Source organism: Seongchinamella unica, from assembly GCF_004354085.1.
Taxonomy (GTDB): domain Bacteria; phylum Pseudomonadota; class Gammaproteobacteria; order Pseudomonadales; family Halieaceae; genus Halioglobus; species Halioglobus unicus.
In genome coordinates, this window is sequence record NZ_SMSE01000003.1 from 473,534 (window position 1) to 493,696 (window position 20,163).

23 protein-coding genes and 1 pseudogene are annotated in these 20,163 nt (G+C 58.4%); 7 read left to right on the plus strand and 17 right to left on the minus strand.

The window, feature by feature from the left end:
- Both E2F43_RS14410 and E2F43_RS14415 read left to right on the plus strand, forming a co-directional pair.
- On the plus strand, positions 1-804 hold the full coding sequence (locus tag E2F43_RS14410; protein ID WP_133213848.1) for a class I SAM-dependent methyltransferase: 804 nt from the start codon (positions 1-3) through the stop codon (positions 802-804).
- 33 nt (positions 805-837) lie between these two features.
- Entirely contained in the window at positions 838-1,716 is an 879-nt protein-coding gene (locus tag E2F43_RS14415; RefSeq protein WP_133213850.1) for a hypothetical protein, read from the plus strand.
- A 12-nt stretch (positions 1,717-1,728) separates the two neighbouring features.
- On the opposite strand, the gene E2F43_RS14420 is transcribed toward E2F43_RS14415, so the two are convergent.
- Positions 1,729-2,649, minus strand: a complete 921-nt coding sequence (locus E2F43_RS14420; RefSeq protein WP_238946933.1) for a glycosyltransferase family 2 protein — start codon at positions 2,647-2,649, stop codon at positions 1,729-1,731.
- 91 nt (positions 2,650-2,740) lie between these two features.
- Between E2F43_RS14420 and E2F43_RS14425 the strand changes: the two genes are divergently transcribed.
- Positions 2,741-3,643 (plus strand): rhamnan synthesis F family protein, encoded by a 903-nt coding sequence (locus E2F43_RS14425; RefSeq protein ID WP_133213852.1) that lies wholly within the window; start codon positions 2,741-2,743, stop codon positions 3,641-3,643.
- Positions 3,644-3,703: 60 nt separating this feature from the next.
- Positions 3,704-4,627 carry a glycosyltransferase gene (locus E2F43_RS14430; RefSeq protein WP_133213854.1) on the plus strand — a complete coding sequence of 308 codons (924 nt, stop codon included), beginning with the start codon at positions 3,704-3,706 and terminating at the stop codon, positions 4,625-4,627.
- A 445-nt stretch (positions 4,628-5,072) separates the two neighbouring features.
- Here the strand turns inward: E2F43_RS14430 and E2F43_RS19320 are convergent, their stop codons facing one another.
- The 4 genes and pseudogenes from E2F43_RS19320 to E2F43_RS19465 all read right to left on the minus strand — a co-directional run bounded on the left by E2F43_RS19320 (position 5,073) and on the right by E2F43_RS19465 (position 6,175).
- Entirely contained in the window at positions 5,073-5,219 is a 147-nt protein-coding gene (locus E2F43_RS19320) for a GDP-mannose 4,6-dehydratase (RefSeq protein WP_238946934.1), read from the minus strand.
- A gap of 11 nt (positions 5,220-5,230) precedes the next feature.
- The gene (locus tag E2F43_RS19455; RefSeq protein WP_275259685.1) at positions 5,231-5,578 is read right to left on the minus strand and encodes a Rossmann-fold NAD(P)-binding domain-containing protein; all 348 of its coding nucleotides are present in this window, start codon (positions 5,576-5,578) and stop codon (positions 5,231-5,233) included.
- A gap of 29 nt (positions 5,579-5,607) precedes the next feature.
- Positions 5,608-5,697: pseudogene (locus E2F43_RS19460) on the minus strand (NAD-dependent epimerase/dehydratase family protein); the annotation flags it as partial.
- Between the two features lie 127 nt (positions 5,698-5,824).
- Positions 5,825-6,175, minus strand: a complete 351-nt coding sequence (locus E2F43_RS19465) for an NAD-dependent epimerase/dehydratase family protein (RefSeq protein ID WP_275259682.1) — start codon at positions 6,173-6,175, stop codon at positions 5,825-5,827.
- A 254-nt stretch (positions 6,176-6,429) separates the two neighbouring features.
- Between E2F43_RS19465 and xseB the strand changes: the two genes are divergently transcribed.
- A complete protein-coding gene (gene xseB, locus E2F43_RS14445) occupies positions 6,430-6,654 on the plus strand; it encodes an exodeoxyribonuclease VII small subunit (protein WP_133213856.1) in 225 nt (74 codons plus the stop codon).
- Between the two features lie 5 nt (positions 6,655-6,659).
- Positions 6,660-7,547, plus strand: coding sequence for a polyprenyl synthetase family protein (locus E2F43_RS14450; RefSeq protein WP_238946935.1), 888 nt, complete (start codon positions 6,660-6,662; stop codon positions 7,545-7,547).
- Between the two features lie 184 nt (positions 7,548-7,731).
- Here E2F43_RS14450 and ribA read toward each other — a convergent pair whose 3' ends face one another.
- The 4 genes from ribA to E2F43_RS14470 all read right to left on the minus strand — a co-directional run bounded on the left by ribA (position 7,732) and on the right by E2F43_RS14470 (position 10,778).
- Complete coding sequence (ribA, locus tag E2F43_RS14455; RefSeq protein ID WP_133213858.1) at positions 7,732-8,328, minus strand: GTP cyclohydrolase II; 597 nt, start codon at positions 8,326-8,328, stop codon at positions 7,732-7,734.
- A gap of 97 nt (positions 8,329-8,425) precedes the next feature.
- Positions 8,426-9,472: a GSU2403 family nucleotidyltransferase fold protein gene (locus E2F43_RS14460; protein ID WP_165954328.1), complete on the minus strand. Its 1,047-nt coding sequence runs from the start codon at positions 9,470-9,472 to the stop codon at positions 8,426-8,428.
- A 98-nt stretch (positions 9,473-9,570) separates the two neighbouring features.
- Complete coding sequence (locus E2F43_RS14465; protein WP_165954329.1) at positions 9,571-10,212, minus strand: retropepsin-like aspartic protease family protein; 642 nt, start codon at positions 10,210-10,212, stop codon at positions 9,571-9,573.
- Positions 10,213-10,298: 86 nt separating this feature from the next.
- Positions 10,299-10,778: a phosphatidylglycerophosphatase A family protein gene (locus E2F43_RS14470; RefSeq protein WP_133213864.1), complete on the minus strand. Its 480-nt coding sequence runs from the start codon at positions 10,776-10,778 to the stop codon at positions 10,299-10,301.
- A 136-nt stretch (positions 10,779-10,914) separates the two neighbouring features.
- On the opposite strand from E2F43_RS14470, the gene E2F43_RS14475 reads away from it, so the two are divergent.
- The gene (locus tag E2F43_RS14475) at positions 10,915-12,393 is read left to right on the plus strand and encodes an HNH endonuclease signature motif containing protein (RefSeq protein ID WP_133213866.1); all 1,479 of its coding nucleotides are present in this window, start codon (positions 10,915-10,917) and stop codon (positions 12,391-12,393) included.
- A 122-nt stretch (positions 12,394-12,515) separates the two neighbouring features.
- On the opposite strand, the gene thiL is transcribed toward E2F43_RS14475, so the two are convergent.
- The 8 genes from thiL to glyA form a co-directional block, all read right to left on the minus strand.
- Positions 12,516-13,439 carry a thiamine-phosphate kinase gene (gene thiL, locus E2F43_RS14480; RefSeq protein WP_133213868.1) on the minus strand — a complete coding sequence of 308 codons (924 nt, stop codon included), beginning with the start codon at positions 13,437-13,439 and terminating at the stop codon, positions 12,516-12,518.
- 173 nt (positions 13,440-13,612) lie between these two features.
- A complete protein-coding gene (gene nusB / locus E2F43_RS14485) occupies positions 13,613-14,071 on the minus strand; it encodes a transcription antitermination factor NusB (RefSeq protein ID WP_133213870.1) in 459 nt (152 codons plus the stop codon).
- On the minus strand, positions 14,072-14,545 hold the full coding sequence (gene ribH / locus E2F43_RS14490) for a 6,7-dimethyl-8-ribityllumazine synthase (RefSeq protein ID WP_133213872.1): 474 nt from the start codon (positions 14,543-14,545) through the stop codon (positions 14,072-14,074). It lies immediately after the preceding gene.
- 124 nt (positions 14,546-14,669) lie between these two features.
- Complete coding sequence (gene ribB / locus E2F43_RS14495) at positions 14,670-15,779, minus strand: 3,4-dihydroxy-2-butanone-4-phosphate synthase (protein ID WP_133213874.1); 1,110 nt, start codon at positions 15,777-15,779, stop codon at positions 14,670-14,672.
- 131 nt (positions 15,780-15,910) lie between these two features.
- Positions 15,911-16,567, minus strand: coding sequence for a riboflavin synthase (locus E2F43_RS14500; protein ID WP_133213876.1), 657 nt, complete (start codon positions 16,565-16,567; stop codon positions 15,911-15,913).
- 48 nt (positions 16,568-16,615) lie between these two features.
- Positions 16,616-17,731, minus strand: a complete 1,116-nt coding sequence (gene ribD / locus E2F43_RS14505; RefSeq protein ID WP_133213878.1) for a bifunctional diaminohydroxyphosphoribosylaminopyrimidine deaminase/5-amino-6-(5-phosphoribosylamino)uracil reductase RibD — start codon at positions 17,729-17,731, stop codon at positions 16,616-16,618.
- Positions 17,732-17,737: 6 nt separating this feature from the next.
- Entirely contained in the window at positions 17,738-18,202 is a 465-nt protein-coding gene (nrdR, locus tag E2F43_RS14510; RefSeq protein ID WP_133213880.1) for a transcriptional regulator NrdR, read from the minus strand.
- Positions 18,203-18,735: 533 nt separating this feature from the next.
- Complete coding sequence (glyA, locus tag E2F43_RS14515; RefSeq protein WP_133213882.1) at positions 18,736-19,998, minus strand: serine hydroxymethyltransferase; 1,263 nt, start codon at positions 19,996-19,998, stop codon at positions 18,736-18,738.
- Between the last annotated feature and the right edge of the window lie 165 nt (positions 19,999-20,163).

Genomic DNA, 20,163 nt, shown 5'->3' on the forward strand with positions numbered 1-20,163 from the left:
ATGACGGCTTGTCGCAACTGCGGAGGGCAGACTCGCTTATCTCACAACGCCACAATCATGGGAAAACATCCTGTAGATTATGTGGTATGTACTTGCTGTCAGTATCTGCAGGTTGTCGACCCGCATTGGCTTGAACAGGCATATGCAGAATCGATTAACCTGTCGGATACAGGGTTGGTTTCAAGAAATATCAATTTATCCAGGTCTGTGTTGATAAGCCTGTTCGCTGTTCATGGAGTAGGGAAAATACGCAATTCAAGATACCTTGATTACGGTGGTGGCTATGGACTTTTTGTCAGGCTGATGCGTGATATCGGCCTGGATTTTTACTGGCATGATCCCTTCAGCGAAAACCTGTTTTCGCGCGGCTTCGAGCGATCCGGTGGTCAATATGACGGTTTCGTAGCCTTCGAGGTCCTGGAGCACCTCGAATTTCCAGGGCGATTTTTCGAGGAAGTTTTCCAGCAGACGGATCTTCTCATCTGTTCAACTGAACTGTACGGAGATAGTCCGCCACCAACAGCTGAGTGGGATTACTATGCCTTGTCTCACGGGCAGCATATTGGTTTTTTCAATTCTTCAACCCTGCGCTTTATCGCCAGTAAATATCAGTTGGATCACGCATCGGACGGGCGCGGCTTTCACATCTTCAGCCGCGATAGATTGCCGCAATGCTTGATCCTTCTCGTCAAGGCGCTGCGGTTTATGCGGATAGACCGAATGATATCAAGAGCCTTCACCTCGAAGACTTTGAGTGATCATGCAATGATGGTCGAATTGGAATCACAGGCGAAAGTGAAATAGACGCTTCCTGTTTTATGAGTAGACGTAGCTGAAATGTTGATCGCGGTGGGTTTAGCCAGGAACTGTGCTCCAGTGATAGAGGGCAATGTTCGAAACATCTATTCGATACTGGCGAATATCGCGCCTGGGAACTTTTTGTTTCTTATCTATGAAAACGATTCCAGGGATGAAACCTCGCAGATACTGCTCGATCTGCAGTCGAGCCTTCACGGACTGAAAGTGATCACCGAGACAGGTGTTGATCGTTTATATCCCGAGCGCTACCGGCGATTGGCTCTGTGCAGAAATAGACTGCTGCAAGAGGTCTTTCAGACTATTGATCCATCTACCCAGGGACATCTCATGATGGTGGATCTGGACGACAGAATAGGTGCTTCACTGCAGGAAGACCAGGTCAAGCTTGCTCTTGGAACAATGGATCAGCATGGTCTCGATGGTGTATTCCCTGTCTCCAGGCCAAACTACTACGATATCTTCGCCCTGCGAGCCCCGGGCTGGTGTGAAAGCGATTGCCTCGAGCTATTCAATCGTGATCGAAGCAGGTACGGCGAGATGGCGGCCTGGTTCTTGCGCGTAACGTCCAAACAGAAGTCCGTCGACGAGTTCCCGCGCGGTCAACTCATCCCGGTTGAAAGTGCCTTCGGTGGCGTAGGTATCTATAACTTGCAGGCAATACGTCATAGCAAGTATGCGGTTTCATCGAATCACGAACAGACCGTTTGTGAACACGTGGTATTTAATCGCGGATTAGGTGAATTGGCGATACTTTCGGACTTCGTGGTGGAAGCGCCATTTGAGCACATGACCTGGCAGCTTGAATCAAACAGAAAAATACTGCTGAAAAGGCTTGGCTGTTTCATTGCCGATATCAGGCTCATGGTACAAAGCCTGTTTCAGGGCCAACCCAGATAGTGTGAACAGGGCCTAGCTTGATCCCCGGTTTTTGCGCTTTAGCAGGTTGGTGATTCCAGGAAGCGATCTCCCATAACGTTCCCGCAACGTTATCCAGGCCATTCGCATCAAGTTGGTATTGCCGAAAAGATAATCGACGGCATTTTTCTCTCTCACGTGCGAGAGATCGGTAGAAATCCCACCTTCAAGATTGTTGCTGATCGGATGGGGGCTCTTCACAAAAGAGTCGCGATCCAACAGGTTGAAGAAAAGATAGTCTGATATTAACAAGCCCGGTTTGACCAGATAGGGGCCGTGTATATGGTGCAGTGATCTACGATAAACCAGCGACTGGTGCAGAAGGTAAAGGCGCTCTGCTTCACAGGTGATCTTGCGGGTAATCCCGACGGACTCATTATAGCGATAATGATCTGAATATATTACATCGGCCCCCGGACCGCAGAAGGCCATTGCCCGGTTCAAGGCATTCTGGTCAACGAATACGTCACCCGAATTCATGAAATTTAACCATTGGCCACTGGCCACGGAGATAGCCTTATTCATCGCATCATACAATCCCCGGTCGGGCTCGCTGACCCAGTAATCGATTTTGTCATCGTATTGCCGGATTATTTCCAAGGTGCCGTCAGTTGAGCCGCCGTCAATGACGATATACTCCACGTTGTCGTAGGTTTGTTCCAGCACGCTACTTATTGTTCGCTCAATATACGCGGAATTATTAAAAACCACGGTCACAACCGTGACGACGGGGCTGTCGGGGGTGGGTTTCTTAAACAGGGATTTGGTGCGCAGGCCTCCTTCGGCTTTCCGAACGCCACCCTCCGGCAGTCGCAGCAGAATCCCAAACCTTTCCTCGGCCGTCACTGAAGGGCTGGGGGCATCACAAGATAGCTGCCTGGTCGTGCTATATTTGGAATTAATATGTTTGGTCACCTGGTAACACCGGATTGATCGCGTTGGGTGCACTCATGATAACCCAATTAATACTGGAGAAGGTTTACCGTATGCTTGTCTCGAACTCAGAATGTTGCAGATGAAGACGGCTTGCGTATTCGCACACTATGACAGGGACGGTATCGTAGACAGTCACGTTACGTACAGTCTTTCCGAACTGCATCGCTGCGTACAGCGCCTGGTATTTGTAAGCACGAGCAATCTCTCAGATGAAACGGTTGGCAAGCTTGTTGCCATGGGCATTGAGGTTATTGTCAGAAAAAACCGGGGATACGATTTCTACAGCTACAAAGTTGGAATTGAGCACCTAACACTCTCGGATTACGACCAGTTAATCCTGTGCAATGACAGTGTTTACGGTCCGCTGACGGACCTTTCGGCGTTTATAGGCAAGATGAATGAAATCGACGGGGATTTCTGGGGAATCACTGAAAGCTTCGATTTTGCCCACCACCTGCAAAGTTATTTTCTGGTATTCAAGCGCACGGTGTTGAACAGTTCCGCTTTTGCAGAATTCTGGAGTTCCCTGGACTTAATCGATGACAAGAATGAAATCATTCGCCGTTACGAGGTTGGTCTGTCGCAGGTGCTCACCAGCTGCGGATTCAAGTTCTACTCGGTGATGCCCCTGGAAGACAGGGGGACGGTCGATCGGATTTGGCATGCCAGGAGAGAGTACGGCAGGACGCTGAAGCGGCGTTGGCGCGACCCTGCATTCTGGTCGGATGTGGGCTCACTATTGACGGGACGATTGGATGTAGGGGTGAACCACTCGCATCTCGACTGGGAAGTGTTGCTGATCGAGCATGGCTCACCCTATATAAAAGTAGAGCTGTTGCGAGATAATCCCAAAGATGTACGAAACCTAGAGCCGGTGCTTGATGTTGTCAGGTCAAAAGGCGAATATCCCGTCGAGCTGATATCGAAACACCTCGCCAGAGTTGGGGGCTCGGGACCTCTAAGTCCAAACTGAACATATGGATACTTGTATCTCGACTTCGACAGTGTGCGGATCACGCGTATTGGTGAGGTCTTGAAGCGAATCGCCCCACAGGGTTTGAGCGGGCCGGTTACCGGTGAAGTCGCTCTCGTCGTGGTGACCTACTGCCCGGGCGAACGCCTGGTCAGGAATATGCAGGTGGCGGCAGACCAGTTCGAGCGTGTATTCCTGGTTGATAACACTGTTGGTGGTGAATCCATTCTCGAAAATCTCGACGAGCAAAAATTTGAGATCATTCTCAATCATCAGAATCTTGGTTTGGGAGACGCGTTAAATACCGGCTGTCGCCGTGCCATGGAGTCGGGATATGAGTGGGCGGTTACGCTCGATCAGGATACGGAACTACTGACGGGATTTCTTGGCGGGATGCTTGCAGCCTGGAGCGCATCTCCAGTACCAGCGGTTGTTCTCGGTAGCAACTACTATAACGCATCCAGGGGGGTAAGCCGGTTCCCGGAAAGCGTGATGCCCGAGGCTATCGAGCAGACTACCGTGATTACTTCTGGCAGCCTGATGCATCTTCCGACCTGGTGCTCACTGGGAATGTTTCGGGAAGACTATTTTATTGATTCAATAGATCATGAATTCTGTTTGCGCGTTAGGCGGGCGGGGTATGCGGTGGCCGTAAACTGCCAACTGGGAATGAGGCAATATATCGGGGAAGATTCGGGGCATTCAGGCTATATTTCCCGTTTTCTGCCTTATCGCCACAGCGAGTGGAGAAAGTACACCGGTGCGCGAAACTCTATTCGTACACTTATGGACTACGCATGTAGAGAGCCTTCATGGGGGCTAAAAAAATTTTTGGGGCTTTGCACTGACTTCATCGCTATTCTATTTCTTGAACCGAACAAAGGCGCAAGATTGAGGGCATTTTTTCTCGGTCTTGCCCATGGATTACAGGGGAGATTGGGCTCAGTTCCGGAGCAGGTCAAAAACTTTAGCGTAGACAGCTGAGTTATGCACAGCCGTATCACGAAGCCCACAAGAGAGCCATGCATCGTAAGACAGGTCAGGTATTGAAGACGTTGACACTTAATATGTGTTATTTTGGGCACTAGGGTTAGCTGGCCCTGTAGAGGTTCAATCTAGAAGCTCAAGGTCCTGAAACGTGAGTCTGAGCGTCAACTGAAGGGAACTGATCCGGCCAATCACTTCTACTCTCGCCCCTGAAATACCTCACACCCAACAATCGCACCGTTTCCAATACCCACAGGGTGCCTATACAGTCCATATCCGCGGCATATTCGGGCTCCTCAATGCTCGCGGCCACATGGCTCTAGGCACCCAAGTTGTAGATTTCGCCGGGCTACACCTGCCGGATGATGCGGGTGATGTTGGAAATATCAGTCAGATCTCCATAATGCAGGATAAAACTCCGATCCGCTTCCTGCGGCCCTTCTTAAATGTGGTTTATCTGTTCACTGTTGAAAGAAAATGCACGATATTTGACACCATGCACCTCGTAACCTTCTGCCAGTAAAAGTTCGGCCGGGTAGGAGCCATCCTGCCCCGTCACACCGGTAATCAGGGCCGTTTTGCGGCTCATTTTTGTTCGTCCTAAAGGTCTTCTGTGAACCAATCATAGGTCTCTGCCAAGCCATTCCGCAAGCAAATTGCGGGCTTCCATTCCAGTCGACCCAGCTCGTAGATATCCAGCAGTTTACGCAGCGCACCATCAGGCTTTCCCGTATCGAATTCGATCCGGCCCTCGAAACCCGCAGTCTCGCGGATCATTTTTGCCAGTTCCGCCATCGTAAAATCAGCGTATGACCTGACATTCAGATGACTCAGGCGCGGCTCTGTGATTTCCTGGTAGCGATCAAGGGACAGATCCATCGCCCGTTGGCAAGCCCGTGCCATGTCGCCTTCATGGAAAACTCGCGCCTCGCCGTGCCCGAACCCCATACGCTAACGGCATCGGCGTTAGCAACCCGGGCTTGGCGAAAACGCCTTATCAGCACTGGTATCAAGTGGCTGTTTTCCGGATGGATGCTGTTGCCCGGGCCATACAGGTTAGTCGGCATAACGCTGCGTTAATCCGTGCTGCATTGCAGGTTCAAGGTCTCGCACAGCTTTATGCCTCCTATCTTGGCCAGTGCGTAGTGTTCACTGGTGGTCTCGAAGGGGCCCTGCAACAATTCAGTGCCTTTATTAGCAGCTGCGCCTGCCAGAATAAATACAGGGACTGCCTAGAAACAGCAGTTTTTTGATGCCCGGCTGCCAGGCCGAGTGAATCACATTGCAATCGAGCATCCGGTTTTCATAAATGGAGTAAGCGGGATAGGTACTGCTGGCATGTATACCGCCTACTTTAGCGGCACAGAGGTAAACCTCATCCAGCTGCTCGGTTTGGAAAACAGCCTTGACCGCCGCCTGGGCAGTAAGATCCAGTTCGTCCCGACTGCGGGTGACGACCTCAACGCTTGAATCCTGCAGCAAAAGGCGATGGACTGCTGACCCCACCATGCCCCTGTGCCCGGCAATAAAAACGCGCCTGCTCACCTCAACAACTCACCGATGGCCGGCACGATAGCTGGCTTTTGTATTCAACCCGGTTTTCAAACTGTATCAGTCCTATTGTGGCCGCGGCACTGCATTCGGTATTCTATCCTGAATCGCCGACTACTTCACAGCTGGCTGTAACACTACCCTCCCGGCAAGCGGGGTAGTATGATGCCCGCAGCCACATTCAACGTGATGATGCACCCGCGTCTGCTTTGAACCCGCATAACTCCGATAGCAAATAGACACAGGCTATGCCCAAGAGCAAATCCCCCTCCTCCTTCGCCGAGCGCATACAGATGCTACAGGCGCTGGTTAGCCACCTCGAAGAAGCTGACCTTCCCCTCGACCAGTCCCTGAAGGAATTCGAGGAAGGCATACAACTCGTCCGCGATGCCCAGGAAGAGCTGGCGACCGCCGAGCAAAAAGTGAACGAACTGCTACAGCCCCCCATAGGCCAGCCAGCTGAGCAAGATTAACATCCGTGACTAACACACTGGACGGATTACTGGGCAGCTTTCGCGCCAGACTGAACGATGACCTGGCGGCGCTCTGGGAGCCATTCGACTCCGCCGCTTCGGGAATGAGTGCCCCTGGCCGCTATGCCACCAGCAATGGCGGCAAGCAGGTACGCCCCACGCTCTATTTTGCCGCCTGGAACGCCATGGCCGACTCCTCCCCAGCCGACACGGCGCCGGCGCTCGCCCTCGAACTCATCCACACCTACTCCCTAATCCATGACGACCTCCCCGCCATGGATGACGACGATATGCGCCGTGGCAAGCCCAGTCTGCACAAGGCCTACGACGAGGCCACTGCCATCCTGGTCGGCGACGGCCTGCAGGCTCGGGCCTTCGAGCTGATCGCCGATGCTCCGGAGCTCTCCGCCGAACAAAAAGTGAGGATGATCAAAGTATTAGCGCAGGCTTCCGGCTTTGAGGGGATGGTCGGCGGCCAGTATATCGACATCCAGGCCGTGGATTCAGACATGACCCTGGAAGAACTCCGTGCCATGCACGAGATGAAGACCGGGGCGCTTATTCGGGCTTCGCTGGCGCTGGGGGGGATTGCCGCCAATGCCACGGAGGCGCAGCTAGCGGCGCTGGATGAATATGGGCGCAATATCGGGCTGGCGTTTCAGGTGGTGGATGACATTCTGGATGTTGAGGGTGACCCGGAGACACTGGGCAAAACCCAGGGCAAGGACGCCGAGGCCAACAAGCCCACCTACGTGAAGCTGCTGGGGCTGGATGGCGCCAAAGCCGAGGCGCAGCGCTTGCTGGACGAGGCCATTGCCGCGCTGGATTCATTTGGGGAATCGGCGGATATGCTGCGGGAGCTGGCCCGGTATATTGTGGGGAGGGACAGGTAGGGTGTTACCCACCTTTTCGCTCTGCTACATGGTCTCTGGATTCCCGCTTTCGCGGGAATGACGGGGGTTAGGGGCCGGGAATGACGGGGGTTAGGGGCCGGGAATGACGGGGGTTAGGGGCCAGGAATGACGGGGGTGAGAGGCGGGAATGACGGGGGTTAGGGGCCGTGGATGACGGTCGGGGTTAGCCCTGGGCTTCGAACATATGGCCTAATTTGCCCGCCTTGGTGCTCAGGTACTTCTCGTTGTGGGGGTTACTGGCGGTTTGCAGGGCAATGCGCTCCACCACGTCCACGCCCTGTTCTTCCAGTGCCGCCACTTTGCGCGGATTATTGGTCATTAATCGCACAGATTTGATCTTCAGGTGCTCCAGCATGGGCTTGAGCAGGCTGTAGTCGCGCATATCCGGACCGAAGCCCAACTGCTCGTTGGCCTCCACGGTGTCGGCGCCGGCGTCCTGCAGCTTGTAGGCCTTGATCTTGTTCAGCAGGCCAATGCCCCGACCTTCCTGGCGGAGGTAAAAGATGGCCCCCCTGCCCTCTTCCGAGATCGCCTTCATGGCGGCGTGCAGCTGCATGCCGCAGTCACAGCGCATGCTGAACAGGGCGTCGCCGGTCAGGCATTCGGAGTGGACCCGGGCCAGCACGGGCTCGCCATTGCCCACGTCGCCCATGGTCAAAACCACGTGCTCCTTGTTGCCTTCCGCGTCTTCGAAGCCATGCATCTCGAACTCGCCCCAGGCGGTGGGGAGACGTGAGGATTCTACGTAGCGTGCGGTCAATGGAGCTTATCCGTGCAAAAGGGCGCGTATTCTAACAGGTTTGGCGGGGAATGGGACTACCCGCCAGCGCTGGCCTGGGAGCGTGCTCTACTGGAATTTATCCCTGGATTTCAGCCAGGCGGGCTTTCAGTCCAGCGCCGACATCGAGGCTCTGAATACCAGCCCTGAGTGTATCCCGGAACTTGCGCGAAGGATGAGAAAGTGCGGCATCCAACGCCAGCCAGACGTCACCGGGGTTCTGGTCGAGCAGGCACGTCAGGAGTTGGGTTGCCTGCTTCACGTCTTTGGTCGCTTTGGTACGCTGAGATGCGGGGCGGCGACGGGCTACCACCAGTTTGTGCAGGGCAAACCTTGCCGGATTGGGCACGTTCACCAGCACTCCGCCCTTGTGCAGCAGCACGGCCTTCTGGGTATCTTCCAGTAGATACTCCAGGAACGCCACGGGTTCTGCGTATGACTGTATGGCACGTACGTATTGCTGGCCTTCCGGTTTACCCTTGCGAGGCGTCACCAGGTCCACCCGAAAACTGCCCCCACGTATCTTGAAACTCGTCGAATGGGCCCTGGGGTTCAACATCGGTACGCTGAGCAGCCCTGTTTCAGAATCGAGAATTACGTCTCCCAGGGGCCTGGCGTTCTCGGGGATAGCGACCATTGCTTCATCGCTGGCGGCCAGGTCTATATCCTGGGTGGCTGTGGTGTCCCGGCGCCAGGAAACCCCCAGCATATTGCCCATGGCCAGAAATGCGAACGAACCGACCAACACCCCACCAGCTCGGAAAAGGCCAGCCTGCTCGGCAGCGTAAAGTACTTTGTAGGCGCGGTGACTGATTCCGGCACACCCCGCTGCAAGTGCCATCGCGACCAGCTTTTCCACCTGCGCTGTATCGGCCTTACCCTCATCCCAGCGCGCTTTCTGCTGTGCTATGCGGCCCCGGATTTCTTCGTTGTCCGGGCCAAAATAATATTGCTTTTTTTTCCCTGCCAGGGTGTGCTGCAGATACCAGTGGTCGCCGCGAGTAACTGACTTTTTAACAAACCCAAAGCCATCTCCGGAAGACGCGCTGGCTTCCCGGGTCATCACGCTTTCCAGCGCTTCCGCATACGCCATGGAGGCAGAGCCGCTGAGTTCGGTGTAAGCCATCGCTGCTATCATCCAGGTAAAACAAGTTGGATGATAGCGCCGCTATCATCCAATTGCAACTAGTTGGATGATAGCCACTACACTACCGGGAAGGTTTCCTAGTGGCTACGCGAGAGCGTCAGAATCCCCTGATTTTCCTCGATTTTTACGTGTCGAAGGTAGGTCATACCAAGCAGTACCATGGCCGGGAATTCGCCTTCCACCACGGTCGCAGGAACGTTGTCGACCTTGATGCCGCCAACGCTCACGGATCGCAGCTTGACACTCCAGGCCCTGGCGATGCCGGAGGCAGTCTCTACCCGCGCCGGGGTGGCTTTTTCAAGGTCGATACCCAGGCGACTGGCTTCGGACTGGTTGAGGGCGACCACGTTGGCACCGGTATCCACCAGCACCTTGACCTGGCGCCCGTTGATCCTGGCACTTGTCTGGTACTGGAGGCGGGAGTCGCGGCGGATAGTCACTGTCTGCGCTGGGGGCGGCTGATAGTTAGTACCCACTTTACGGGAGAGGCCCAGCACCATCTGGTTGCCGTTGACTTCGATGGTGGCGGTGTTGGAGTAGGCTGAAACCAGGGTAACACCGTTGTGGGACTGGCCTTTTTTCAGCAGTTTGCGCTCGCCGTCTATAAGGAGAATGGCGGCGTTGGGCATCAGGCCTTCAAGGTCGATCTGGGGATTGGGGGTAGCGGCTCTGGCTTGCAGGCACAGGCTTAAAAGAACGATGCACCCGAACAACCACAAGACGCTGGATTCCCGCCTCCGCGGGAATGACGGAGGTTTGGCAGGGAATGGCGCAAAAAGAGACCTGGACGACGGCAGATGGAAAGTCATGTAAGCAACCATAACGCAACATGCAGGCAGGCGCAGGCCATCAGGCCGGCAACCACGTCGTCGATCATGATACCCAGGCCGCCGTGGACTTGCTTATCGAGGGGGCCGATGGGCCAGGGTTTGGCAATGTCGAACAGGCGGAACAGGACGAACCCGGCAAGGATCCAGGGCCAGCTGTTGGGCAGAGCCCACAGGGTAATAAAGAAGCCGACGAATTCATCCCAGACAATACCGCCGTGGTCGTGAACGCCCAGTTGTTTGCTGGCTTCGCCGCAGATCCAGATACCGGCGGCAAAGGTGACGAGGACGACCAGGGTGTATACGCCGAGGTCAAGGTGGGACAGCAGCCAGTATAGGGGAATGGCGGCCAGGGTCCCGGCGGTGCCGGGGGCTTTGGGAGACAGCCCCGAGCCGAAGCCGAAGGCCAGGAATTGCACGGGCGAGCGGAATGGCGTTGGCTGGGCGGTTGCGGTCATGGGGGGAGTATACACCTGACTGGCGGCGCTCAGCCCCCGCGGATTGACCGAATTTGATGGAACGCGCGGGTAGCGATGAGCGTGGCCGGAGCCTACGATACTGTATAAATATACAGTTATACGCGGGGTGACCCCAATGGCTCTACCGGCGCTTCTTACCACAGATTCGAATGACGAGCAGTTGGGTCAGGCAATCACCCTGCTCGCGGCACAAATCAATATCGCCAACCAACGCCTGTTGCGGATGATCGCCGCCTTTGATCGCTGCGGCGGCTGGAAGAAGGACGGCAGCATGCGCTCCTGCGCCCATTGGTTGTCGGCCCACTGCGGCATGGATATCGGCGCAGCGCGTGAAAAGCTACGCGTGGCGCGTTGCCTGGCGGGGCTGCCGGAGGTTGATCAGGCCTTTGCCGATGGTGATCTGAGTTATTCCAAGGTGCGCGCCATCACCCGCGTCGCCACGCCTGAGAACCAGGGTTTTATGGTAATGCTGGCGGAAGGCAACAGCGCCAGTCATCTTGAGAAGCTGGTGGCGCGCTATGAACCGGTAGCGGAGCCGGGCTTGCAGGGTTTGCTGGAGGATTCTGCGGCTGTGGCTGTGGATACTGACGAGGGTGGTGAGCCTGCGGAAGCGCCGGCCGATGAGGAACGCCAGCGGGAACAGCAGCGGGAGTTGTACTGGTTCCAGGATAAAGGCGGCATGTGGGTGAATCACGCCCGGTTGCCGCCGGAGGAGGGGCAACTGGTCGCGAAAACGCTGCAGGCGGTAGCTCGCCCGCTGGTAGAGGAACGGCAGAAGGACTGGCAGGCGGCACAAAAGTCCCGCATGCAGGCTGTCGCGAGAAAGATTCTGGCGCGCAGCCGTGATACCGCTGAGGGTGTCTCCCGGGACGAGGGGGACACGGCGGAAGAAAACGACGCAACCCTGGCAAACGACGTGGCCTATCAGCGGGCGGAAGAAAAAGTTTCCGCGGAAACATTTTCCCAACACATGAACCAGATTCGAGCCGATGCACTGGTCAACATGGTGGAGCACTTTCTGGCCTCCGGGCCGGATTACCACGACCTGCAGGGGCTGAAAGGGGCCGAACGCTGCCAGGTGGTGCTGCATGTCGACGTCAACACCCTGCGGCAGCAACGATCGGGGGGTTGTTGCACCCATGGCAAGGCGTTTTATGAGGACAAACCCTGGCTGTCGCCAGCCACGGCACGACGGCTCAGCTGCGATACCTCGCTGGTGACCGTTCTGGAAGATGACACAGGCCAGGTGCTGAACGTGGGTCGACGATCACGTGTAGTGGCGGGGCCGATTCGGCGGGCGCTGCAGGAACGCGACGGCGTTTGCCAGTATCCGGGCTGCCATGAATCGGTGTATGTGGAAGCACATCATATCAAGCACTGGGCCGAGGGTGGGGAAACCAGCCTGGATAATTTGGTCACCCTGTGCCGGTTTCACCACCGGCAGCTTCATCGCGGGTGTTTCGATGTGCAGGTAATGCAGGACGTTTCTGCGGAAACGGGGCGGCCGGGTGTGGAACTGCAGTTCGTAGACGCGGGTGAGGGCCCCGGTGAGAAGGCCAGCGCGGGTGCGCGCAGAGGCCGGGGTGGCGGCTAGTTTGGAGGTGGTGACGAGCTTGGAGGTAGTGGCTAGTTTAGAGGTGGTGTCTGGCTGAGGGGTGGTGACAAGCTGAGGGCTGAAGGCGAGGTAGAGAGTGGAGGCTCTCTGCGAGGTTGCGACTAGCTGAAGTGCTGGAAGCCCGTCGGTAGGTCACTGTCTAAACCGGTGTGCACACCCTGCCCCGCTTGCACTTCACCAATGCGGGAGCAGCCCATCGGTGCAGACTCGTCCCGCGGCAGGGTGAAACAGAGTTCGTAGTCGTCACCGCCGGCCAGGGCCCAGCGCAGGATGGTGTCGCTATCTTCGTGGGATTGCAGCGCCGTTGAGAGCGGGATGGCGGCTGGATCAATATGCAGCGCCACGCCGCTGGCGGCGGCGATATGTCCCGCGTCGGCCAGCAGGCCGTCGGAGATATCGATCGCCGAGGTGGCTTTACCCAGCAACTGCTGGCCCAGTTCAACGCGGGCCCGCGGGCGGTTGTAGCGCTGCAGCAGGTACTCAGCAGCGTCCGGCGCCGGTTGCCACTGGCCGTTGAGGAAGGCCAGGGCGCCGGCGGCATCCCCCAGGGGGCCGGAAACGAACACCGAGTCACCCGGCCGGGCGCCTTCCCGCAGCAGTGCCTGGTCCGCTGGCAGCGCGCCCAGCACCTGCACGGTGATCGTCAGCGGGCCGCGGGTGGTATCGCCCCCCACCAGTGGGATTCGGTACTCGGCAACGGCCTGTGCCAGCCCCTGGCTGAAGGCGTTGATCCAGAACTCGTCCGCTTCAGGCAGGGTCAGGGCAACTGTCATGCCGATGGGACGGGCGCCCATGGCGGCCAGGTCGGAGACAGCCACGGAGACGGCACGAAAGCCGGTGTCCTCCGGGAACAGTTCCTCGGGGAAATGGACGCCCTCGACCATGGTATCGACAGAGGTGGCGAGTCGTTCGCCCGGCGCAAGTGAGAGAATCGCGCAGTCGTCGCCTACCGAAAGGTCGACGGCTAGGCCGGCGCCCAGGGAGGCGAAGTAGCGGTAGATGAGGTCAAATTCTGAAGCGGACATAGCAGCCGGTATTCAAAGTCACTGGCTCCCCGCCTGCGCGGGGATGACGGTTATCGTGCCCCACGCGTATGCGGGTATGAACATGCTTCCTATAAGACCGAGTGTCCATGAATTCGGTATGCCGGACCGGAGGTTAGCCGTGGTCGGGGATTTCGGAATAACAGTACGGTAGCTCAGGCTTCGGTTTCTGCTTTACGCAGTTCCCTGGCCGCCTTGTCGAGCACGCCGTTGATGTACTTGTGGCTCTCGCTGGCGCCGAACTTCTTGGCCAGGGCAACTTCTTCGTTGATCACCACCTTGTAGGGCACATCGATGCGCTCTTTCAGCTCAAAGGTGCCCATGCGCAGCAAGGTCCGTTCAATGGGGTCCAGGTCGTCGATATCGCGGTCCAGCAGGGGCTGGAAGATGGCTTCCAGTTCGTCCACGGAAGCGGGGACGCCGTGCAGCAAGGCCTGGAAATACTCCAGGTCAACATGGGCGAAGTCGTATTCGGCGCGGAACTCTGCCTCAATCGCGTTGAGCGCCGCATCCGCCATCAGCCACTGGTACAGGGCCTGCATGCCGTAGTGGCGGGCCTTGCGGCGCTCCGCTGCCAGCGTGTTGTGGGGCTTTTTGGGGGCCTGCTTGCTCATTCAGTCCAGCTTGTTCATCAGGCTGACCATCTCCAGCGCGGACATGGCAGCTTCCTCGCCCTTGTTACCGGCCTTGGTGCCGGAGCGTTCAACGGCCTGCTCGATGGTGTCCACCGTGAGCACGCCAAAGGCTGTGGGCACGCCGTACTCCATGCTGACCATGGCCAGGCCCTTGGTGCACTCACCGGCCACATATTCAAAGTGGGGAGTGCCGCCGCGGATTACCGCGCCGAGGGCGATAATCGCGTCAACATCGCCTTTGGCGGCGACTTTCTTGCAGACCAGGGGAATCTCGAACGCGCCCGGTGCGCGAACGATAGTGATCTGGCTCTTGCTGACGCCATGACGGCGCAGGCAGTCAATGGCGCCTTCGAGGAGGTGCTCCACCACGAAGCTGTTCCAGCGGCCGACCACGATGGTGTAGCTGCCCTTGGCGCCGGTGAAGTCGCCTTCTATGGTTTTGATGTCAGTCATTTCTCTTTCCTTGCTCACCTCCTTCCATCGTCATTCCCGCGCAGGCGGGAATCCAGGGAAGGATTACTGGATCCCCGCCTGCGCGGGGATGACGTTATTTTGGCCTGCGCTCATGGGCGACCAATCAATCCTCAGGGTTTACGAAATCCAGCACCTCAAGGTCAAACCCGGAAATCGCATTGTACTTGATCGGGGCGCCCATCAAATGAATTTTTCCCACGCCCAGGTCGCACAGAATCTGGGAGCCCAGTCCCACCGTGGTGTAGGTGTCCGGGGCTGCGTGAGCCTCTGCGGGGGCCTCGCCCAGGGCCAGGTCAATGCTCTCGAGTATCTGCTCCGGGCCTTCATCCCTGGCCAGCAGCACGATCACGCCCCGGTCCGCCTCGGCCAGCTTGCGCAGGCAGCGGCTGATGCTCCAGCTGGGGCGTCCGTCAATTTCACTATTAATCATGTCGCGCAATGCCGATTGCACGTGCACCCGCACCAGGGTGGGTTCATCCGCCTTGATCGTGCCCCGGGACAGGGCGATATGAACATCACCCTCGTTCTGATCCCGGTAGGCGGTGAGCTGGAATTCGCCGTAAGCGGTGGTGATCCTGCCCTCACGCACCCTGCGAATCGTGCGCTCGTTCACCATGCGGAAATGGATCAGGTCGGCGATGGTGCCTATTTTCAGCCCATTGCTGGCGGCGAATTCCGCCAGTGCCGGGCCATCGGCCAGGGTGCCATCCGGGGTGAGGATATCGGCAATCACTGCCGCCGGCAGCAGGCCCGCAAGGCGCGCGTAGTCACTGGCAGCCTCGGTGTGGCCGGCACGGGTCAACACACCGCCGGGCATGGCCGTCAGCGGGAAGATGTGGCCCGGCTGCACGATATCTGACGGCACGGCGTACGGCGCCACGGCCGCCTGCACGGTGCGGGCACGGTCAGCGGCAGAGATGCCGGTATCAATACCCACGGACGCCTCGATGGACAGGGTGAAGTTGGATTTCTCCCCCATGGCGTCATCGACCATGGGCGGCAGGTCAAGCTGGCGACAGCGTTCCTCGGTGAGGGTGAGGCAGACCAGGCCGCGTGCCTGGCGGGCCATGAAATTCACGTGCTTGGCATCGCAGTGTTCGGCGGCCACCATCACCACGCCCTCGTTATGGCTGTCGGCGTCATCATCTACCAGCACGACCATACGGCCCTGGCGGAGGTCTGAGATTAATTCGTCTACTGTGTTTACTTGCATGTATTGTGTTCCGTCTCCTGTGGAGACTCACTGTCGTCATGCCCGCGAAAGCGGGGTTCCGGCGACTTCAGGGAAGAGTAATACCCGGAGGTCACTGGATTCCCGCTTCCGCGGGAATGACGGGACTGTTGTCAGGTGTATCCGTTTTCAGCCAATGTCTGTAATGACAGCGAGCCGCTTCCGGGCTTCGCCGCCGCATCACCCTGCATCAGGCGCTCCAGGTAGCGGGCGATCACATCCACCTCCAGGTTCACCTTCGAGCCCGGTTTGTAGTCGCCGAACACGGTCTCCGCCATTGTCTGGGGAATGATGTTCAAATCAAACTCGGCGCCGTTGACCGCGTTAACGGTCAGGCTGGTGCCATCCACGGTAATGCTGCCCTTGTGGGCGATATACCTGGCCAGATCATCCGGGGCCCGCAGCACAAAGCGCACCGAGCGGGCATCTTCATGCCGGCTGACCACCTCGCCGACACCGTCCACGTGGCCGGATACGATATGACCGCCGAGGCGGCTCGCGGGGGTCAGGGCCTTTTCCAGGTTGACCCGGGCACCCGCCTTGAGCCCGCCCAGGGTGGTGAAATTCAACGTTTCCACCGAAACATCCGCCCAGTAGCCATCACCGGGCAGTTCGATAACCGTCAGGCAGACACCATTGGCGGCAATACTGTCGCCCAGTACCACGTCAGCCAGGTCCAGCTTGCCGGTATTGATGCGCAGGCGCAGGTCACCCCCGGAAGGCTCCATTGCGGCGATTTCGCCAACTGCCTGAATAATGCCTGTGAACATAGACTGCCTGTGTCCGTGAAGCTGGCCGGGGTCAAATCCCGGCTGCCGTTAATACTGAGGGATGGCGGTAATCCGCCAGTCGTCTCCCACCCTGCGCATGTCGTCGATCACCAACGGGACCCTGGCCGACATGCTGTCCAGCGGCAAATCCAGTAAGGGGCGCGCCGCGCTGCCCATGAGTACCGGCGCCACGTAGACAACCATTGCGTCCAGCAATCCCGCTTGCAGGAATGCCCCGGCCAAACGGGGGCCGCATTCTACCAGAATTTCGTTACTTTGCCGCATGGCGAGATGGTCCAGCAATGAGGCCAGGTCGAGGCCGGTTTCGCCCCGGGGCAGGGCCAGTTGTTCCACCCCCTTGGCGGCAATGTCAGCGGAGGGTGGTAGCTGCGCATCGTGGCACAGCAGGGTGGGGGCCGCGCCATCCAGCACCCTGGCGTCGAGCGGTGTTTGCAGCCCGGAATCCAGCACCACCCGCAGCGGCTGCTTGCGGCTGCCCAGTGCTGCCTCTGCCGGCGGCAGGCCCAGTTCCTCCGCTCGCACGGTGAGGGAACAGTCGTCCGCCAACACCGTGCCAATGCCGGTAATCACCGCACAACTCATCGCCCGCAGGCGCTGCACGTCTGCCCGGGCCGCCGGACCGGTAATCCACTGGCTCTCGCCAGAGGCCATGGCGGTACGGCCATCCAGGGACATCGCCAGCTTGGCCCGCACCCGGCCCCGGCCCCGGCTCATGCGGGCGATAAACCCGGGAATCACCTGACGGGCATCGGTTTCGAGCAGTCCCACGTCCACCTGCAGGCCCGCGGCACGCAGTTTGTCCAGGCCGGCGCCCGCCACCCGGGGATTCGGATCTTCCATCGCGGCGACCACGCGCCTGACCCCCGCAGCAATCAGGGCGTCGGCGCAGGGGCCGGTTTTGCCGGTGTGGGAGCAGGGTTCCAGGGTGACGTAGGCGGTTGCGCCGGTGGCATCGCCGGCGGCCTGCAGCGCCTCGATCTCGGCGTGGTTACCCCCCGCCGGCTGGGTGAACCCCTCCCCGATCACCTGGCCATCGCGCACCAGTACACAGCCCACATGGGGGTTGGGCATCGCGGAATACCGGCCACGGCGCGCCAATTGCAGGGCGCGGGCCATCATTCGGGAATCAAGGTCGGCGGTCATGGGAGGTCAGTCTGACCGGGGTTCGGATTCCAGCGACTCAATGGCATCGCGGAACTCCGAGATATCCTCGAAGCTGCGATAGACGGACGCAAACCGCACGTAGGCGACCTTGTCCAGCTTCTTCAGTTTTTCCATGACAAGCTCGCCCAGAAACACGGAATTGACCTCGCGCTCGCCGGTGGCGCGCAAGGCGTTCTTGATCTTGTTGATCACCGCCTCGATGTCTTCGGTGGATACCGGCCGCTTCTCGAGGGCACGGGTAAAGCCGGCGCGCAGCTTTTGCTCGTTGAAGGGTTCACGGGTACCGTCCTGCTTGATGATGCGCGGCATCACCAGTTCTGCCACCTCGTAGGTGGTAAAGCGCTCGCTGCAGCTCAGGCACTCGCGGCGACGGCGCACCTGGTCGCCCTCGGCAACGAGGCGCGAATCGATAACCTTGGTGTCTTCGGCGGCGCAGAATGGGCAGTGCATGGGTCAGGTCTCTAGGGCTAAGTGGCTGAACTTTAACACATTTCTTTCTGAACTACGCCATGCTTCTGAACCGCTGGAGCGAGCGGGCCGGCAGCACTTGCGCGGGTATTATGGATCCCGGCGTTCGCCGGGATGACGGGTGTCGGACCGAGGTGAAAAGTAGCGGGTCGGGATGACGGGTGTCGGACCGTGACGACAACTGGCAGGCCGGGATGACGGGGCGGGTGTTGGGCTGGGCGGACAACTGGCGGGTCGGGAAGTCGGTCGGCGGATCGGGATGACAACTAGTGAGCGCTGATAACAAATAGCGGGCCCGGATAACAACCAGCGAGCCAAGGTGGCTGGCGGTAGCAAGGCAACCGACTGAAGCGAGAGGACACCTTCGATCGTCGTCACGCCGGCGAACGCCGGGGTCCACCTGTTCCCAAAGCAAAAAAGGCCGCTCACGCGGCCTTCCCTGGATTCCCGCCCACCCCAAGGGCGCCTTCTCTTGCTTCGCAATTCAGCTTGCGAGCGGGGATGACGATATTGCTCTACTTGTAAACTGGGAAGCGGCTGCAGATTTCCAGGACTTTGCCTTTCACCTCGGCGATCACGTCCTCTGAATTACCCGCCTCCAGCGATTCCAGCACATCACACATCCAGTGTGTCAGTTGCACCGTCTCCTCTTCACCAAAACCGCGGGTGGTGATGGCGGGCGTACCGACGCGCAGGCCGGAGGTAATGAAGGGAGAGCGCGGGTCGTTGGGCACGGCATTCTTGTTGACGGTGATATTGGCCTCACCGAGGGCGGCGTCCGCGTCCTTGCCGGTGTAGGGCTTGCCGATGAGGTCTACCAGCATCAGGTGGTTTTCGGTGCCGCCGGAGACGATGTTGATACCGCGCTCGATAAACGTGGCAGCCATGGCCTTGGCGTTTTTGACCACCTGCTTCTGGTAATCGACAAACTCCGGGCTGGCGGCTTCCTTGAAGGACACGGCCTTGGCGGCGATCACATGCATCAGCGGGCCGCCCTGGCCACCGGGGAAGACGGCGGAGTTGAATTTCTTCTCCAGTTCCTCGTTGGCCCGGGCCAGGATGATGCCGCCGCGGGGGCCGCGGAGGGTCTTGTGGGTGGTGGAGGTCACCACGTCGGCATGGGGCACCGGGTTGGGGTAGATACCGGCGGCGATAAGACCGGCCACGTGGGCCATATCGACCATCAGGTAGGCGCCGACCTTGTCGGCGATCTCCCGGAAGCGGGCCCAATCCATCACCTGGGAGTAGGCGGAAAAGCCGGCGATGATCATTTTCGGCTTGTGCTCCAGGGCCAGAGCTTCCACCTGGTCATAATCGACCTCACCGGTTTCCGGGTTCAGGCCATACTGCACGGCGTGGTAGTTCTTGCCGGAGAAGTTGGGCTTGGCGCCGTGCGTGAGGTGGCCACCGTCGGCCAGGCTCATGCCGAGAATGGTGTCGTTGGGCTGCAACAGGGCCAGGAATACCGCGGCGTTGGCCTGGGAGCCGGAGTGGGGCTGGACGTTCGCGTAGTCGGCGCCGAACAGGACCTTGACCCGTTCGATGGCCAATTCCTCGGCCTTGTCCACGTACTCGCAGCCGCCGTAGTAGCGCTTGCCGGGGTAGCCCTCGGCATACTTGTTGGTCAGCACCGTGCCCTGTGCCTGCATAACCCGGGGGCTGGTGTAGTTCTCGGAGGCAATCAGCTCGATGTGCTCCTCCTGGCGGCGCTCTTCCTCGCTAATGGCAGAGAAAATTTCGTCGTCAAATCCCTCAATGGTCATGCTGCTGTCAAACATGCGGTGCTCCCGGCGTGCTTGGGACCTGTTTCAGTCAAGGGCCCCGATTGGAAAGCGGGGCATTTTACAGAAAAAGGGGGGTGGGCAGAAGAGCGCATTGCAGCCTCACTCCTTATCAGCTATACCCTGTATTAGGGCACAGAGATTGCAGGGGCTGTCATGGCG

Excerpts from the sequence above, each read along its gene's own strand:
- ribH (WP_133213872.1), bottom strand. The coding sequence starts at position 14,545 with ATGACTGACATCAAAACCATAGAAGGCGACTTCACCGGCGCCAAGGGC.
- ribB (WP_133213874.1), bottom strand. The coding sequence starts at position 15,779 with ATGCAAGTAAACACAGTAGACGAATTAATCTCAGACCTCCGCCAGGGC.
- ribD (WP_133213878.1), bottom strand. The coding sequence starts at position 17,731 with ATGACCGCCGACCTTGATTCCCGAATGATGGCCCGCGCCCTGCAATTG.
- E2F43_RS14500 (WP_133213876.1), bottom strand. The coding sequence starts at position 16,567 with ATGTTCACAGGCATTATTCAGGCAGTTGGCGAAATCGCCGCAATGGAG.
- E2F43_RS14415 (WP_133213850.1), top strand. The coding sequence starts at position 838 with ATGTTGATCGCGGTGGGTTTAGCCAGGAACTGTGCTCCAGTGATAGAG.
- E2F43_RS19455 (WP_275259685.1), bottom strand. The coding sequence starts at position 5,578 with ATGGGGTTCGGGCACGGCGAGGCGCGAGTTTTCCATGAAGGCGACATG.
- E2F43_RS14410 (WP_133213848.1), top strand. The coding sequence starts at position 1 with ATGACGGCTTGTCGCAACTGCGGAGGGCAGACTCGCTTATCTCACAAC.
- xseB (WP_133213856.1), top strand. The coding sequence starts at position 6,430 with ATGCCCAAGAGCAAATCCCCCTCCTCCTTCGCCGAGCGCATACAGATG.
- E2F43_RS14460 (WP_165954328.1), bottom strand. The coding sequence starts at position 9,472 with ATGGCTTACACCGAACTCAGCGGCTCTGCCTCCATGGCGTATGCGGAA.
- glyA (WP_133213882.1), bottom strand. The coding sequence starts at position 19,998 with ATGTTTGACAGCAGCATGACCATTGAGGGATTTGACGACGAAATTTTC.
- nrdR (WP_133213880.1), bottom strand. The coding sequence starts at position 18,202 with ATGCACTGCCCATTCTGCGCCGCCGAAGACACCAAGGTTATCGATTCG.
- E2F43_RS14470 (WP_133213864.1), bottom strand. The coding sequence starts at position 10,778 with ATGACCGCAACCGCCCAGCCAACGCCATTCCGCTCGCCCGTGCAATTC.
- E2F43_RS14425 (WP_133213852.1), top strand. The coding sequence starts at position 2,741 with ATGTTGCAGATGAAGACGGCTTGCGTATTCGCACACTATGACAGGGAC.
- E2F43_RS14475 (WP_133213866.1), top strand. The coding sequence starts at position 10,915 with ATGGCTCTACCGGCGCTTCTTACCACAGATTCGAATGACGAGCAGTTG.
- nusB (WP_133213870.1), bottom strand. The coding sequence starts at position 14,071 with ATGAGCAAGCAGGCCCCCAAAAAGCCCCACAACACGCTGGCAGCGGAG.
- E2F43_RS19320 (WP_238946934.1), bottom strand. The coding sequence starts at position 5,219 with ATGAGCCGCAAAACGGCCCTGATTACCGGTGTGACGGGGCAGGATGGC.
- thiL (WP_133213868.1), bottom strand. The coding sequence starts at position 13,439 with ATGTCCGCTTCAGAATTTGACCTCATCTACCGCTACTTCGCCTCCCTG.